The organism is Paenibacillus sp. FSL H7-0756, assembly GCF_038006765.1.
Taxonomy (GTDB): Bacteria; Bacillota; Bacilli; order Paenibacillales; family Paenibacillaceae; genus Paenibacillus_AQ.
In genome coordinates this window covers 3,282,579-3,297,832 of the sequence record NZ_JBBOVT010000001.1, presented here as the reverse complement: position 1 = coordinate 3,297,832, position 15,254 = coordinate 3,282,579, and the positions used below count along the sequence as shown (strand labels likewise).

Genomic DNA, 15,254 nt, shown 5'->3' with positions numbered 1-15,254 from the left:
AGAGGAAAACCGGCAGAGGAGAAGCAGCGCCCGCCTGTGATCCTCCATCCCTCTTCAAACGCAGACCCTGGACCTTGATCCGGGTCTGTTTTTGCGTTTACTTTTCACAAAATATTAACGTGTGCATTTCAATAAACTATTGACTTGACGTTGCTGGAGAACTAAACTGAAATCGTTAACAATTCCATGTACCCGGGGAGATCCTATGATTACCATCAAAGATATTGCCCGTGTTGCCGGTGTGTCCCATACTACCGTATCGAGGGCGCTGAACGGCAACCCGCTGATCAAGAAGGCCACCCGGGATAAGATTGAACGGATCGCCGCCGAAATGAATTATGTGCCGAATTACAGCGCCAAGAGCCTGGTCACCAAGAGATCATTCATCATCGGCCTGTTCTTCTCCAGTATTGAGCAGGGGACTTCCTCAAGCTTCCTGGTGGATGCGATCAAAGGCATTACGCATAGCCTCGATGAGAACTATAATCTGACGGTGAACGGGATCGACGGTGTCCAGCATTTCAGCAATATTCAGCCGCAGCGCTTCGACGGCATTCTGGTCATGAGCCAGAGCGATGAAGACAATGCCTTCATTTATCATGTGAAGAAGATGGGCATTCCGCTAGTGGTGCTTAACCGCCAGCTGGAGGACCCGGGCATCATGAACGTGGTGGCCAATGACCGTGAAGGCGTGAAGGAAGCAATTGACTATGCTGTGCAGCAGGGTCACCGCAAGCTGGCTATTATTGAAGGAAAGCCCGGCTTCAAGTCCTCAAGCGAACGCAAGCAGGGCTTCCTGGACAGTCTGATTGCAGGCCGGCTTCCGCTGAATCCCGATTATTTTGCCTCAGGAGATTATAGCATTGAGAGCGGATATGCCGCGATGAGCAAGCTGCTTAGCCTGGAGGACCGGCCTACGGCTGTGTTCTGCTCCAATGATGATATGGCGATTGGCGCCATGAATGCCTGTTATGCCCACAAGGTCAGGGTGCCGGAGCAGATCTCACTGATCGGCTTCGATGATATGATGTTCGCCCGCTATACGAATCCCGCCCTAACCACCGTCCGCAAGCCGATTGCCGAGATCAGTGAGCTGGGCATCGCTATGCTGATCCAGCTGCTTCAGCAGCCGGAGACCCCGCCGCAGCAGCTGTTCGTCAAGACTTCGCTGGTTGTACGGGATACGGTGGCCGCAGAATAACTCTACCAGAACCGCCGCTATTTTCTGCAGATACGGAGCCTTCCTGGAGAAGTGAAGGAATTCCGTATCTTGCTTAAAATAAAATGTTAACGTGTGCAATTTATCACTGTATTCTAAAGGAGATCATGACCACTATGACAAACCGTTTATCCAGAAGCACTCACCCGGAGCTAACCCTCCATCCTGAACGGATGATCCAGTTCGGCGAAGGCAACTTCATGCGTGCGTTCGTGGACTGGCAGCTGCAGCAAATGAACAATCAGGGTCTGTTCAACGGCAGCGCCGTCCTCATTCAGCCTATTGCGCAGGGCCCCGGAGGAGTAGCTGAATTGATGGCCGCTCAAGACAACCTGTACACTGTGCTGCTTAACGGCATTATGGACAACGAGACCGTCAATTCCCGCGAAATTATCGGCTCGGTCAGCCGGGTGATTAATCCATATACCGATTATGAAGCTTATCTCGCGCTCGCCGAGAATGATGATCTGGAGTTCATTACCTCCAATACTACCGAAGCCGGCATAGCCTATCTTCCAGGTGACCGCGCAGACGATGCTCCCCCTAAGAGCTTCCCTGGCAAGCTGACTGCGCTGCTCCACCGCCGCTTTGAGCTTGGCAAGAAAGGGTTCGTCATTATCCCCTGCGAGCTGATTGACCGTAACGGCGAGAAATTGCAGGAGATCGTAGAACGTTATGCGGCTGACTGGAACCTTGGCGCAGAATTCCTGCAATGGCTGAAGTCCGAGAATACTTTCTGCTGCAGTCTGGTAGACCGGATTGTTCCCGGTTATCCGCGTGACCAGGCTGCTGTCCTCGAAGCTGAGCTCGGCTATCTCGATAACGTGATGGTAACCGCAGAACCGTTCCTCTTCTGGGTCATTGAAGGGCCGGAATCTCTGGCAGAGCGCCTGCCGCTAGCTAAGGCCGGACTGAATGTCGTGGTGACACCGGATATGACGCCTTACCGCGAACGCAAGGTTCATCTGCTGAACGGACCGCATACTGCTATGGTTCCTCTGGGCCTGCTCGCCGGTCTTGAGACGGTTGAAGACGTCATGAACGACGGTACCTTCTCCCGTTTCGTGAAGCAGTTGATTGAAGAGGAGCTGATCCCGATGCTGGATCTGCCTGCTGAGCAGCTATTGTCCTACGCCGATGCCGTACAGGAGCGCTTCCGCAATCCGTTCATCCGCCATGAGCTGACCTCCATCTCGCTTAACAGCATTTCCAAATTCAAGGCCCGCCTGCTCCCGGTCCTGCTTCGCTACCAGCAGGAACGCGGCAAGCTTCCGGAGCGGATGACTCTCGCCTTCGCCGCCCTGCTGCTCAGCTACCGCGGAGACCGTATTCCCCGGCAGGACGGCGCAGAGGTACTCGCGGTGTTCGATCAGGCCTGGAGCCAGCCGGCCAGCTTCGTGAACACTATTCTTGCCGACACCAGCCTGTGGGGACAGGACCTGACCCGGCTGCCGGGGCTGGCTGATGCGGTTGCCGCCCATTTGCAGCAGCTGGAGCATGAAGATTCCCGCGCAGCATTACAGGAACTCGTCGGCTGAACCCGCTCGTTTGTATGAAGAAGTTCGGAGAAGTGTAGGCTTACAAACTTGGCATATGCTTCCGAAGCGAGTTTGTACGAAGAAGCTCAGGGAAGTGTATGCTTACAAACTTTTAGGAGGGTCAACATGAAGAACTTAATGAAAATGAACCCGAGAGATACGGTAGCTGTAGCCTTGAGGCCGATTGCTGCCGGAGAAGAACTGACGATAGACGGACTGACGGTTCAAGCCGCCCAGGAGATTCCGCAGGGTCATAAGATTGCCCTGACCGGCTTCAGCAGCGGAGATACGATTACCAAATACGGTTCCCCGATCGGTCATGCCACGGCACAAATTGCCGCAGGCGACTGGATTCATACGCATAACATCAAAACCAATCTGTCCGGCGAGGAAGAATACGAGTATGTGCCGGATGTCCATCCGGTAATCTATCCGCGCCGTGATTTGACCTTCCAGGGATACCGGCGGAGTAACGGTAAGGTGGGCATCCGTAATGATCTGTTCATTATTCCGACTGTGGGCTGTGTGAACGGCGTGGCTGAACAGATGCTTCAGGAATTCAAGGCTGAGCATCCCGATCTTGGCGGATTCGACAATCTGACCGTGCTGAAGCATCCTTATGGCTGCTCCCAGCTGGGCGATGACCACCGCATGACCCGCAGCATTCTGCTCGATGCCGTTAATCATCCCAATGCAGGCGGCGTACTCGTCTTCGGCCTGGGCTGCGAGAACAATATCGTCTCCGAGTTCCGCAGCATGCTGGGCGATTATGACGAATCCCGGGTTAAATTCCTGGTAGCCCAGGAGGTAGGCAATGAGCTGGAAGCAGGTCTTGTACTGCTGGAGGAGCTGTATGAAGCCGCTGCGAACGACGTTCGTGAGCCGGTTCCGCTCAGCGAGCTGAACATCGGGCTGAAATGCGGCGGATCTGACGGGTTCTCCGGCATCACAGCCAACCCGCTGCTGGGCGCATTCTCCGACTTCATTATCTCCCAGGGCGGAACCTCAGTGCTGACGGAAGTGCCGGAAATGTTCGGCGCAGAGAAGGTGCTGATGGCCCGCGCAGAGAGCAAGGAGGTCTATGATGATATCGTCTCGCTGATCAATAACTTCAAGCAATATTTCCTCTCTTACGGCGAGCCTGTCTATGAGAATCCGTCTCCGGGCAACAAGGCCGGCGGCATCAGCACGCTGGAGGACAAATCACTCGGCTGCACCCAGAAGGCAGGATCGTCACCAGTCGTGGATGTATTGCAGTATGGCGTGAAGCTGCGCAAAAAAGGGCTGAGCCTTTTGCAGGCTCCCGGCAACGATCTGGTCGCCGCCTCCGCGCTTGCCGCTTCAGATTGCCAGCTTGTGCTGTTCACAACGGGCCGCGGCACGCCGTTCGGCAGCTTTGTGCCAACGGTTAAGATAGCAACGAACAACGACCTTTTTGCCAAAAAAGGCCACTGGATGGACTTCAACGCCGGTCCCCTGCTGGAAACGCCGATGGCCGATGTGCTGGAAGAATTCATCACCTATATTATCGATGTCGCCAGCGGCCGGAAAACACGGAATGAGCAGAATGAAGTGCGTGAGCTGGCTATTTTCAAAACTGGCGTTACCTTGTAGAACTTATTCTATTTATCCTAATCCATTCAAAGGGAGATCCTATTCATGTTCCTAAACGAGGACTTCATGTTGTCCGGCGAAACAGCACGGCTACTCTTTCATAATCACGCCAAAACCATGCCCATAATCGATTACCACTGCCATCTGGACCCGCGCGAAATCTATGAGGACCAGCCATTTGAGAATCTGACCGCAGCCTGGCTGTACGGCGATCATTACAAATGGCGGCTGATGCGCGCGAACGGCGTGCCTGAATCGCATATTACCGGTGACGCCTCTGATTATGACAAGTTTCTGGCCTGGGCCCGTACACTGCCTAAGGCAGTTGGCAACCCGCTGTACAGTTGGACGCATCTGGAGCTCCGCCGTTTCTTCGGGGTAGAGGAGATGCTAAATGAAGCCACAGCGCCGGCCATCTGGGAGAAGGTCAACCGTAAGCTGGCTGAACCGGGCTTCACCCGGCGCGGACTGATCCGCAGCAGCGGTGTCAAAGTGATCTGCACCACCGATGATCCGGCAGATTCCCTGGAGTACCACAAGCTGCTGAGTGAGAGTGAGACTGCCTTCCAGGTGTTCCCGACCTTCCGTCCTGACAAGGCGCTGAACATCGATGCCGAAGGCTTCGCCGCCTGGACCCTTAAGCTGGAGTCGGCCTCCGGCCTGCCGGTCAAGAGCTATGCCGGGCTGCTGGAAGCCCTGCGTAACCGGGTCGCCTTCTTCCATGAGCAGGGCTGCCGCCTGTCGGACCATGCGCTGGATGTCCTGCGTTATGAAGCGGGTGAACCTGGAGCGGTTGAAGCTATTTTTGCCAAAAGAATGCAGGGCGCTACTCTGTCGCCGGAGGAAATCACCCGCTACCGCACAGAGCTGCTGACCGCGCTGATCGGCTTCTATCATGACAAAGACTGGACCATGCAGCTTCACCTGCATGCCTACCGCAACAACAATACGCCGATGTTCCAGCGGCTTGGACCGGATACCGGCTATGACGGCATCAACGATCTGCCGCTGACCACAGCGCTGTCGCAGCTGCTTGACCGGGCCGAGAGCGGCAGCGGCTTGCCGAAGACGATCCTCTACTCGCTGAATCCCGGCGACTACCCTGCCCTGCTGGCTCTGCTGGGCTGTTACCAAAAGGACACCCCCGGCAAGCTCCAGCTTGGCTCCGGCTGGTGGTACAACGATACCCGCAGCGGCATGCGCCAGCAGCTGACGCTGCTGGCCGAAGGCAGTCTGCTCGGCAACTTTGTCGGCATGCTGACCGATTCGCGCAGCTTCCTCTCCTATACCCGGCATGAATATTTCCGCCGCGTACTGTGCGGGCTGCTCGGTGAACTTGCCGAACGCGGGGAAGCGCCGGATGACCTCAGCGTCCTGGGGGCTATGGTCGAAGATATTTCTTACAATAACGCAGCCGGATATTTCGGGTTCCAGACGGCCGACAGCGGAGCCGGGGTCACCGTCTAATGGAGGCATGCTGAAGATGCCGACAATCTATATCGCCGGAGACTCTACCGCTGCCCAGAAGGGCGGCGGGGAATGGCCGATGGCCGGATGGGGCGAATACCTGCAGCAGTATGTCAGCCGGAAGGTGCGGATTGAGAACCGGGCCATCAACGGACGGAGCACACGCTCCTTCCTGGCTGAGGGCAGACTGGCAGACATGGAGCGGGATTTTCTCCCCGGAGACTTCCTCCTGATCCAGTTCGGCCATAATGACCAGAAGCTGGAGGACCCTCTCCGTTATACAGAACCGCATACCGATTACCGCGAGAATCTGAAGGTATTCATCGATTCCGCCCGCAGCCGGGACTGCTTCCCTGTGCTGCTGACATCGGTGAGCCGCCGCCGGTTCACCCCGGACGGTGAACCTGATCCGCTGGCCGTCGGACTTTATCCGCAGGTCATGCGGGAGGTTGGCGTGGAGACCGGAACGCCTCTGCTCGATGTTTTTGCCGCCTCCCAGCAGCTCTACCGCAGGCTGGGAACCGAAGCATCAGCCGGGCTGTTCATGCATCTGCCGCCGGGTGCCCGCCCTAACTACCCGGACGGCATTACGGATGACACACATTTCTCCAGATCCGGGGCGCAGCAGATTGCAGCGCTGGTAGCCAAGGCGCTCGCCCAGTGTGCGGAGCTGAAGCTGCTGCACCCGTATTTGAGGGTGTAGTTGGGGGATGTAGGCAAGGTAGCAGAAGCGCTCGCATAGTCTGCAGAGCTGAGGCAGCTGTACCCGTATCTGCTTGTGTAGGCGGGAGATGCAAACAATTGTGTCGTGCGAATTAAGTTGTGTATCAGTCTGTGGGGCATTGTAAACGTACTGCACATATTCGCCATGCTTACATGTTGCTTCAATCCTCATTCAGCATGACCAGGCCGCCTGTGACCACTTTTGGACATAGGCGGCCTGATTTGCGGGAATCTCCCCGCGGCGCTCCATGCGAACTCTTGTCCCAGAATACAAAGGAGGCTAACCCTATGACCGTTCCATTTCACTTGGGCGTCCGCGCCCATGACTTCAAGCGGTGTTCGCTGCCGCAATTAATAGATAAGCTGAAAGAGCATGACTTCCCGGCGATTCAGTTGGCGCTGCATAAGTCTTTTCCGGAGAGTGTGACCGAGCTTAGCTCATTGAGTCCGGGGACTGCTGCGTACTATGGCGATGCCTTCAGACAAGCGGGTATTAAGATTGCAGTCCTCGGCTGTTATGTGAACATTATAGATGCTGACCCTGCCAAGCGCATGCAGGCGCTGAGCGACTTCAACACTCATCTGCGGCTGGCCCGTGACTTCGGTGCGAGTCTGGTCGGCACGGAGACCGGCAGCGTAGGTCAGGGGTATACAACGGATAATTTCACGGAGGATGCTTTTGAACAAGTGGTTGAGTCCGTTAGTGCCATGGTTGCTGAGGCCGAACGCTTTGGAGTAACTGTAGGCATCGAGGCAGGCGTCAACCACCCGCTCTACACGGTCCCGTTAGCCCGGCGTCTGCTGGATACTGTGCCGTCTAATAACCTGCAAATTATACTGGATGCCGCGAATCTGATGACCCCGGACAATTACCTTCAGCAGGAGCAGATTGTGACAGAAGCGCTGGAGCTGCTGGGTGACCGGATCGCGGTTCTGCATCTGAAGGATTTCACGGTTAAGAACGGCGCCATCGACATCGTTCCTGCCGGACAAGGGATGCTGAACTTCGCCCCGCTGCTCCGCTACATGAAATATAAGCGCCCTCATATCCAGGGCCTGCTGGAGAGCACTCCTGAGGAACATCTCCAGACTAGTGCTCAGTTGCTGCGAAACATGTATAACGAGGTTTAACAAAAGTGCTCTGTGGATGGATGTTGGAAGGCTGGGAGGCTGGGTAAGAGATGCTCGATAATGGAGGTTGGATGAGAGATGATTAATGAGAGGTAATGAGTGAGGGATGAGGTAAGGACTTCGGCGAATTCAGGGGCATTAGTGCTCTTTATTTGCTCATTTGTCCTGCGTTTGCTGAATTCAAGTGCATTAGTGCTCTTCATTTACTCATTTCGCCCACGTTTGCTGGATTCAGAGGCATTAATGCTCTTCATTTGCTCATTTGTCCTGCGTTTGCTGGATTCAGGGGCATTAATGCTCTTCATTTGCTCCCACTGGGCTGCATCTGATTTACGCACCTTCATGACTGCCCAAAGTATTCAGTTTTTCACACACATTTGCTCCGCTTGCCTCACTGCCGCTCAGTGTATTCGGTTTTTAGCACACATTTGGTCCACGTGCCTTACTGAAGCTGTTTTTCGGTTTTTCACATACATTTACTCCACTCACCTTCGCGCCAGCGCATTACACCCCAACTTTGTACTCCCCTTATCCACGACAGACGCATATTACGATTACTGTACAGTACAAAAGTGCCCCGCCGTATCGATGCATGGGGTACTTGTGCTGCATTCTTGTGCTGTATTTCTGTGCATCAACGTACAGAGGGACGGATACAAGGTACGTATGAGTAAAAGAGAAACAAAGCAATGGAGCAATAAACATATAGCCTTCCCCCTACAAACTAACACCAATAATCTTGCACAAACTGCAGCTTCTCCCCCAACATATACACTCCATAGCTAGTATTGTTGTACAAAAAGCAGGATTTCTCCTCTACCCAAGCTGCCTAGCCTGCACATTCCTGCATTTCCTGCAACAATCCTCAGGCAGGCCCTGGTTTAGGGGGTGCCAGGTTGCATAATCTGCAACATTTGAGGGTATTCGCTCTATATGAGCGCTCCTCTAAATGAACGGTCTTCCAAACGAGCGGTCGACTAAGCTGCGCGCTATATGCATGGCAATAAGACCGCCCATAGCCTAACCGGGCGGTCCGTTGCTTGGTGCCGCTATTCCCCGGCCTCGGGGGAAATCACACCTTTTTTGAGAATAATATTCCCGTAGAGCGCTTCTTCCCCAGTAATTAGAATGGCGTAGCTGTGCTTGGAGCGGTCATAGAAGTCAAAACGCTCTTCATACTCCACCTGCACCGCAGGATCATGCCGGGTGAGAATCTCCTTGTACGTGTCCCATATCACCGGAACGGTGGGGTCCCCCTCCACTACGGCCATGAAGGCCGCCTGAGCCGGAGCATAATGATCCAGCGGGAGCAGCTCCAGGATCGCGTCAAGCAGCCGGGGGATGCCGATCCCGTCAGCCCGCAGCACCCGGGAATGCAGCGCATGTCCCGGATAATTGGCATCTGCCAGCACCAGCTCATCCCCGTGGCCCATCTCCATCAGGGTGCGGACAAGCTCGGGGGAGAGCAGTTTGGGTATTTTTTTGAGCATAGCTTTCGTCTCCTCTCCGGCCTCATTACATTCCGTAGAATGATCTCAGCGCCACAAGTTCCTCAATCCGGTGCGGCGGCAGCTCACGCTCTCCATCAATCATGCGGGTCAGTAAGGTCAGCTTCGCCGTATATTCAAGCCGCTCCATGTTCATATAAGCAGCCATTACATCCTTGCCCCAGGTCAGGGCTCCGTGGCTCTCCAGCAGCACAGCCGTCTTCTTGCCCAGGAAGGGAGTCAGCGAATCCGGGATCTCTTCGGTCGAAGGCGTCCCGTATACCGCCAGTGGAATGTCGCCCATGGCAATGACGGATTCCGGCATCATCATTTTGTCCAGAGCTTCCCCCTTGATGGCAAAAGCGGTAGCATACGGCGGATGCGCATGAACCACCCCGCCCATCTCCGGCAGCTCGTTGTAGATCTTCAGGTGCATCTTCACCTCCGTGGACGGCCGATAGCCCTCCGCTGCATCCAGGATCTCTCCCTGCAGATTGACTTTGACCAGCATATGCGGCTGCAGATAGCCTTTGCTGACTCCTGTAGGCGAAGTAATGACCTCGGTGGCTGACAGGCGGGCTGAGATATTACCGTCGTTGGCCGCGATGAAGTCTTTGTTGAACAGATTCCGGCCGATATCACAGATTAGGCGCCGTAGTTCTTCTTCGTGATTATTCATAATTGCCTCCTTGATTGCTGCTTGATTACTGTATGAAACTTGTCAGTTCTGATGTGTTAAAGAAGGCTGGTACCGCACGGTTGAGCAGGACCGGGCTGCCACGCTGCGGACCTCTGCGGGATCGACGGCTCCAAGCGCCGTCAATTGCACCAAAATGTTGCCGATCGCGCTCGCTTCTACCGGTCCGGCAATAACGTCTTTGCCGGTGGCATCCGCCGTCAGCTGGCACAGCAGCTTGTTCTGAATGCCGCCGCCGACCATGTGAATGCAGTGCACCGGACGGCCGGTGAGCGCCTCCAGCTCACGGATCGTATCCGCATAAGAGCGGGCCAGGCTCTCCAGAATCGAGTGGATGATCTCCGCCCGGGTCTGCGGCACCGGCTGTCCGGTGCGGATGCAGTAGGATTCAATCCGCAGCGGCATATCGCCCGGCGTGCTGAAGAGCGGATCGTTCGGGTCCAGCATGGCTATGCACGCCCCCTGCCGGTCCAGCTGCCCGGCAAGCTCGGCAGCTTCCTGATGGCTGAGCGGTTCCCCCGCTTCAGCCCAGCTCCGCTGGGTCTCCTGGAGCAGCCAGAGGCCGGTGATATTTTTCAGCAGCCGGTTGGTGCCGCGAAAGCAGCTCTCGTTAGTGAAGCCGCTGGCCCGGGCGGCATCGCTTAATACAGGCTCGGCCGTCTCCAGGCCGACCAGCGACCAGGTTCCGCAGCTGATGAATGCAGCGGATGGCAGCGGATTGCTGAATCCGCCGATCCGGTCTGGATCGCCAAAGCCAGGATCAGCGCAACCAGAATCGGCATTGCTGGACTCAGCGTAGCTAGAGCCGAAGCCGCCATACGGAATGGAGGCCACGGCTGAAGCCGTATCATGCGAGGCACCGGCGATGATCTTAAGAGGACCGCTGCCCAGCTCTTCCTGAAGTGCGGGCCGGAGTTCACCCAGCACCGTGCCTGCCGGAACCAGCCGGGGCAGCAGCGTAGCCGGCAGCTCCAGCCTGCGCAGCACTTCGGCTGAAGACGCTGTGGACTGCGGATTCAGCAGGCCGCTGGTGCTCCAGATGGTCTGCTCGGCCACCGCCACGCCGCTGAGCATATAATTGAACAGATCCGGCATCATCAGCAGCTGTCTGGCGGTTGTCCGCAGCTCCGGCTTCGCCATAAGGTCGGCAAATAATTGATAGACCGTATTAATCGGGCTGGACTGGTTGCCCGTCAGCTTGAATTGCTCTGCTGGAGGCAAGGCAGCCTCCAGTACTGAAGCGATGTCCGCCATCCGCTGATCCCTGTAATGATGCGGAGCATCCAGCAGCCCGCCCTGCTCATCCAGCAAGCCGTAGTCGACTCCCCAGGTATCGACGCTTAGAGAGTGCAGCGGGCCATACTTTGCCGCAGCCGCTGCAATCCCTTGCTTGATCTCCTCAAGCAGCCGCTGCACATCCCAGTGTAAATGTCCATTCACCTCTACCGGCCCGTTAGGGAAGCGGTGAATCTCTTCCACCATTACCTTCCCGTCCCCGTAGCTTCCCAGCATCACTCTGCCGGAGCTGGCTCCCAGATCGATGGCCAGCAGCCGGATTCCTTGGTTACCGGTTATCTCCATAGCTCTCGTACCTGCCTCTGTCATCTTCCCACCTCTTCACCTGGAGGATTAATAGAGCGGACCGAAGTTGCGGCAGGCTCTGTAATCGGCACTCTCCAGATTCTCCGTGCCGAACAGCGACCAGACGCGCGGACGGAAAATCCGCGCTTCCTCCACGTTATGCATACTGACCGGAATCCGCAGGATCGAGGCCAGCGTAATGAGATCCGCACCGATATGCCCGTAGCTGATCGCCCCGTGATTGGCGCCCCAATTGTTCATCACATCATAAACTGACTGGAAGGAGCCATGGCCTGTCAGCTTCGGGGCGAACCAGGTTGTCGGCCAGGTAGGGTCTGTCCGCTGGTCTAGCGTATCGTGGACCTCTGCCGGAAGCTCTACGGTGTAGCCCTCTACCAGCTGGAGGACAGGCCCCAGCCCCTTGACCAGATTGAGCCGGGCCATGGTGACCGGCATGCCGCCCCGGGTCAGATAGTCCGTCGAGAAGCCGCCCCCCCGGAAATATTCCTGGGAAGCCGGGCGGAACTGGGTCTGCGCGATACAGGCAGCCGCCTCTTCATCCGTGATGTCCCAGAACGGTTTGATTGCCGGCTTGCCGTCAATACTCTGCTCGCCGGTACCGTCCAGCGCAGCCGAGCCCGAATTAATCAGATGCAGCAGCCCGCCTGCCGCTGCTCCCTCCAGCTCATACCCGGTCACGCGCTTCACGGCCGCCGGACTCCAGAAGGTGCGCACATCGGCAAAAATCTGCGCCGTATTCGTCAGCAGATAATTGAACAGCATCGTCACCCCGTTCAGGCTGTCGTTCTCAGTGGCGACGATATAAGGCGCCCGTCTGCCGTTCCAGTCGAACGAAGAGTTCAGAATCGTCTCCATGAAGTCGCCGTTCGGGAAATGGTCGGTCCATTGCCGCTGGCCCTGGAAGCCGCCCAGCAGGGCATTGTGACCACTCGCTTCCTCCTCGAAGCCAAGCTTTGCAAGCTGCGGATTGCCGGTCATGAGATCACGGGCAATCAGCGTCATTTTGACAACCGTCTCCCACTGCTCTTCTTTAACCTCTTCACTGAGCTGCAGATGCTGCGGATTATTATCCGCCCCCACACGGCAGTTGTCCTTCACCCAGGCCAGCGCCCGCGCGAACTCCTCAGGATCATAGATCCCTTCCTCAAATCTGCGTACAAATTCAGACATATCGATATATTCATTGCGCATGCCGAGATATTCCTGGAAGAACTGCTCGTTCACAATGGAGCCGGCGATTCCCATCGACACAGAACCCATCGACAGATAGGACTTCCCCTTCATCAGAGCGGCTGCCAGCCCGGACCTCGCGAACTGCAGCAGCTTCACCTGAACATCCGCCGGGATTTCCTCGCTGCTGGATTCCTGGACATCCTCTCCGTAGATGCCGAAGGCCGGAATGCCTTTTTGCGCATAAGCAGACAGAACTGCCGCCAGATATACCGCCCCGGGGCGCTCCGTTCCATTGAATCCCCATACCGCATGCGGGATGGACGCATCCATATCCATCGTTTCCGATCCATAGCACCAGCACGGGGTGACTGTAATGGATACGCCCACACCTGCACCCGCGAACTTCTGCGCCGCCGCCGCAGCCTCCTTCACGCCGCCAATCGTAGAATCGGCAATGATACACTCTACCTGTGAACCATCCGGATACCTTACATTCTTCTGCAAAAATGCCGCCACACGCTGCGCCATGCCCATCGTCTGTGCCTCCAGCGATTCGCGCACCCCGCGTCTTCTGCCGTCAATCGTCGGCCGGATTCCAATCTTCGGATAATTTGCTGTCACTGCTGTTCCTCCCCGGAATCGTAAGTTGATAGTATGAGAACACACTGGAGCCATAGCTCCGATTAGTAAGCGCTACCAAATACAGCCTCTGCGGCCTGCACACATCTGTCTTTCATCGCCAACTAATCCATTTCTTCTACATCATAGAATCACTCACCTTCAAAGTCAACACTATTCCACACTTTAAATTTGGTTATTGTGTGGTTTTGTGTGATATAATTGCAGTGAACTGTGGAATTGTTTGTGTTTGTGGGATTTATGTTATGCAGCAGGTTATAGTAAACTGTACATAACTACATAACGTAAGGGTGGGCATGAGTATGAAGGCTTTTGAACGGCGGGATCTGGTCATTAATGAGCTCTACAGGCATAAGAAGGTTCACGTGGCGGATCTGGCGCAGAAATTCGGTGTATCGGAGGAGACGATCCGGCGCGATCTTGACCGGCTGGACAAGGAGGGCATTGCCAAGAAGAATTACGGCGGGGCGATTCTGAACGCTCACACCAACGAGGACCCCTCCTACTCACACAGGCATCAGGTCAACATTGAAGCGAAGCGGATGATTGCGGTAAGTCTGCTGGAGCTGATTAATGACGGGGACAGTGTGATGACGGACACCAGCACTACGGCTTTTGAAGGATTGCGGAGAATTGTGGAGGACAAAAAAAATCTGACCATCATCACCAATTCCCTGGCGGTATTGTCAGAATTCCAGCATTCCGGGCAAAAGCTTATCTCCACGGGGGGCCTGCTCGGGCCGGAGACCAGCTCTTTCGTAGGGCCTACGGCCTCGCAGACTATTCTGAAATATAATGTGGATGTGGCGATTTTCAGCTGCAAGGCACTCTCCATGACCGGCGGACTCTGCGATTCCAACGAAGCGGAGACCGAGCTTAAGGTGCTGATGCAGCAGCAGGCGAGCAAGGTAGTCCTTCTGGCTGACCATTCCAAGTTCGACCGGATCGCCTTCATCCGGCTGTTCAGCTTCGACAAGGTCGATTATATCGTCACCGATCAGCGGCCGTCCGGGGAATGGATCGAGTTCCTTGCCAAATATCAGGTCTCCCTGCTATACCCTGCTGATTCACAATAAGTCTTAACGTTGACGTTTAAAAGCCTGCGCCGACACGTACACGAACCGTTCCGCTCTGGCCATCATATGGAACTTCTGCTCCGGGAAGTGGCGGTACAGGTAATCCACGAAATAACCCGGATTCTCGGCATTGCCGGCGAACAGGTCATAATGCAGCGGAACTACGGTCTCAAAATCTGAGGTCGCTGCGAACTCCGCCGCTTCCCGGTAATTCATATTGCCGACGATATTGCGGCTGCCCCGGTAATAATCGCGTCCATTAATCGGCAGCAGCGCCAGATCGATCTTGCGGCTGCCAACCTCCTCAATCAGCTCAGGGAACAGCACGGTATCCCCTGCATGATAGAGTCTCACCCCGTTCAGCTCCAGGATATAGCCCACGTACTTAGGATGTCCCTGTTCATCGCGTTCAAGCTGTTCGTGCGCAGCTGCCACGGGAATGACCTTCAGCCCGCTTGCAGGCTCAGCTTCAGTGGCAGGTAAGGCAGCAGTCAGCTGATCCTTGCGGATGCCTAGCGCCTGCAGACGTTCCAGGCAGACCGCCGGAGCCATGAACTGCGCCTGCGGATTCAGTCCGGCAAGCACGGGGAGCGCCTCCTCATCCAGATGATCTGAATGGTCATGGGTAATCAGGCAGACCTCCATATTTGTAATTTCGCCAGGCCCCACCGGCGGCGGGAAAGTCCGGTCCGGGTTCGGGGATACATAAGGATCAATGTAGACGGTCACCCCCGCCCCCTTGACAATAACGCTGGCTTGTCCGAGGAACCAGACCGCCAGGCAGCCGTAAGGCACCTCAGTGCTGCGGATTTCTTCGATCAGTTCTTGTCCTGCTAATGGCATGATGGGTTACTCCCTTCCTCTTCTATCTCTCATTCATCATGGCTG

At 55.7% G+C, this 15,254-nt stretch carries 13 protein-coding genes; 7 read left to right on the top strand and 6 right to left on the bottom strand.

Going from position 1 to position 15,254, the window contains the following annotated elements; all coding sequences use genetic code 11:
* The first annotated feature begins 205 nt into the window (after positions 1 to 205).
* From NST04_RS14295 to NST04_RS14270, 6 genes are all read left to right on the top strand, one after another.
* On the top strand, positions 206 to 1,201 hold the full coding sequence (locus NST04_RS14295) for a LacI family DNA-binding transcriptional regulator (protein ID WP_341184792.1): 996 nt from the start codon (positions 206 to 208) through the stop codon (positions 1,199 to 1,201).
* A gap of 134 nt (positions 1,202 to 1,335) precedes the next feature.
* A complete protein-coding gene (locus NST04_RS14290) occupies positions 1,336 to 2,757 on the top strand; it encodes a tagaturonate reductase (RefSeq protein ID WP_341184791.1) in 1,422 nt (473 codons plus the stop codon).
* 126 nt (positions 2,758 to 2,883) lie between these two features.
* Positions 2,884 to 4,371: a UxaA family hydrolase gene (locus NST04_RS14285; protein ID WP_341184790.1), complete on the top strand. Its 1,488-nt coding sequence runs from the start codon at positions 2,884 to 2,886 to the stop codon at positions 4,369 to 4,371.
* Between the two features lie 45 nt (positions 4,372 to 4,416).
* Positions 4,417 to 5,838 carry a glucuronate isomerase gene (gene uxaC / locus NST04_RS14280; protein ID WP_341184789.1) on the top strand — a complete coding sequence of 474 codons (1,422 nt, stop codon included), beginning with the start codon at positions 4,417 to 4,419 and terminating at the stop codon, positions 5,836 to 5,838.
* Positions 5,839 to 5,854: 16 nt separating this feature from the next.
* A complete protein-coding gene (locus NST04_RS14275) occupies positions 5,855 to 6,541 on the top strand; it encodes a rhamnogalacturonan acetylesterase (RefSeq protein ID WP_341184788.1) in 687 nt (228 codons plus the stop codon).
* Positions 6,542 to 6,849: 308 nt separating this feature from the next.
* Complete coding sequence (locus NST04_RS14270) at positions 6,850 to 7,692, top strand: sugar phosphate isomerase/epimerase family protein (protein ID WP_341184787.1); 843 nt, start codon at positions 6,850 to 6,852, stop codon at positions 7,690 to 7,692.
* Between the two features lie 203 nt (positions 7,693 to 7,895).
* Here NST04_RS14270 and NST04_RS14265 read toward each other — a convergent pair whose 3' ends face one another.
* From NST04_RS14265 to NST04_RS14245, 5 genes are all read right to left on the bottom strand, one after another.
* Positions 7,896 to 8,036 (bottom strand): hypothetical protein, encoded by a 141-nt coding sequence (locus tag NST04_RS14265; RefSeq protein WP_341184786.1) that lies wholly within the window; start codon positions 8,034 to 8,036, stop codon positions 7,896 to 7,898.
* Between the two features lie 705 nt (positions 8,037 to 8,741).
* Positions 8,742 to 9,182, bottom strand: coding sequence for an L-fucose mutarotase (gene fucU, locus NST04_RS14260; RefSeq protein ID WP_036698546.1), 441 nt, complete (start codon positions 9,180 to 9,182; stop codon positions 8,742 to 8,744).
* Positions 9,183 to 9,207: 25 nt separating this feature from the next.
* Positions 9,208 to 9,858 carry a class II aldolase/adducin family protein gene (locus tag NST04_RS14255; RefSeq protein WP_341184785.1) on the bottom strand — a complete coding sequence of 217 codons (651 nt, stop codon included), beginning with the start codon at positions 9,856 to 9,858 and terminating at the stop codon, positions 9,208 to 9,210.
* Between the two features lie 42 nt (positions 9,859 to 9,900).
* Positions 9,901 to 11,481: a rhamnulokinase gene (locus NST04_RS14250; RefSeq protein ID WP_341184784.1), complete on the bottom strand. Its 1,581-nt coding sequence runs from the start codon at positions 11,479 to 11,481 to the stop codon at positions 9,901 to 9,903.
* 24 nt (positions 11,482 to 11,505) lie between these two features.
* The gene (locus tag NST04_RS14245) at positions 11,506 to 13,272 is read right to left on the bottom strand and encodes an L-fucose isomerase (RefSeq protein ID WP_341184783.1); all 1,767 of its coding nucleotides are present in this window, start codon (positions 13,270 to 13,272) and stop codon (positions 11,506 to 11,508) included.
* 320 nt (positions 13,273 to 13,592) lie between these two features.
* On the opposite strand from NST04_RS14245, the gene NST04_RS14240 reads away from it, so the two are divergent.
* Entirely contained in the window at positions 13,593 to 14,366 is a 774-nt protein-coding gene (locus tag NST04_RS14240; RefSeq protein ID WP_341184782.1) for a DeoR/GlpR family DNA-binding transcription regulator, read from the top strand.
* 3 nt (positions 14,367 to 14,369) lie between these two features.
* Here NST04_RS14240 and NST04_RS14235 read toward each other — a convergent pair whose 3' ends face one another.
* Positions 14,370 to 15,209, bottom strand: a complete 840-nt coding sequence (locus tag NST04_RS14235; RefSeq protein WP_341184781.1) for an MBL fold metallo-hydrolase — start codon at positions 15,207 to 15,209, stop codon at positions 14,370 to 14,372.
* Positions 15,210 to 15,254: the final 45 nt, after the last annotated feature.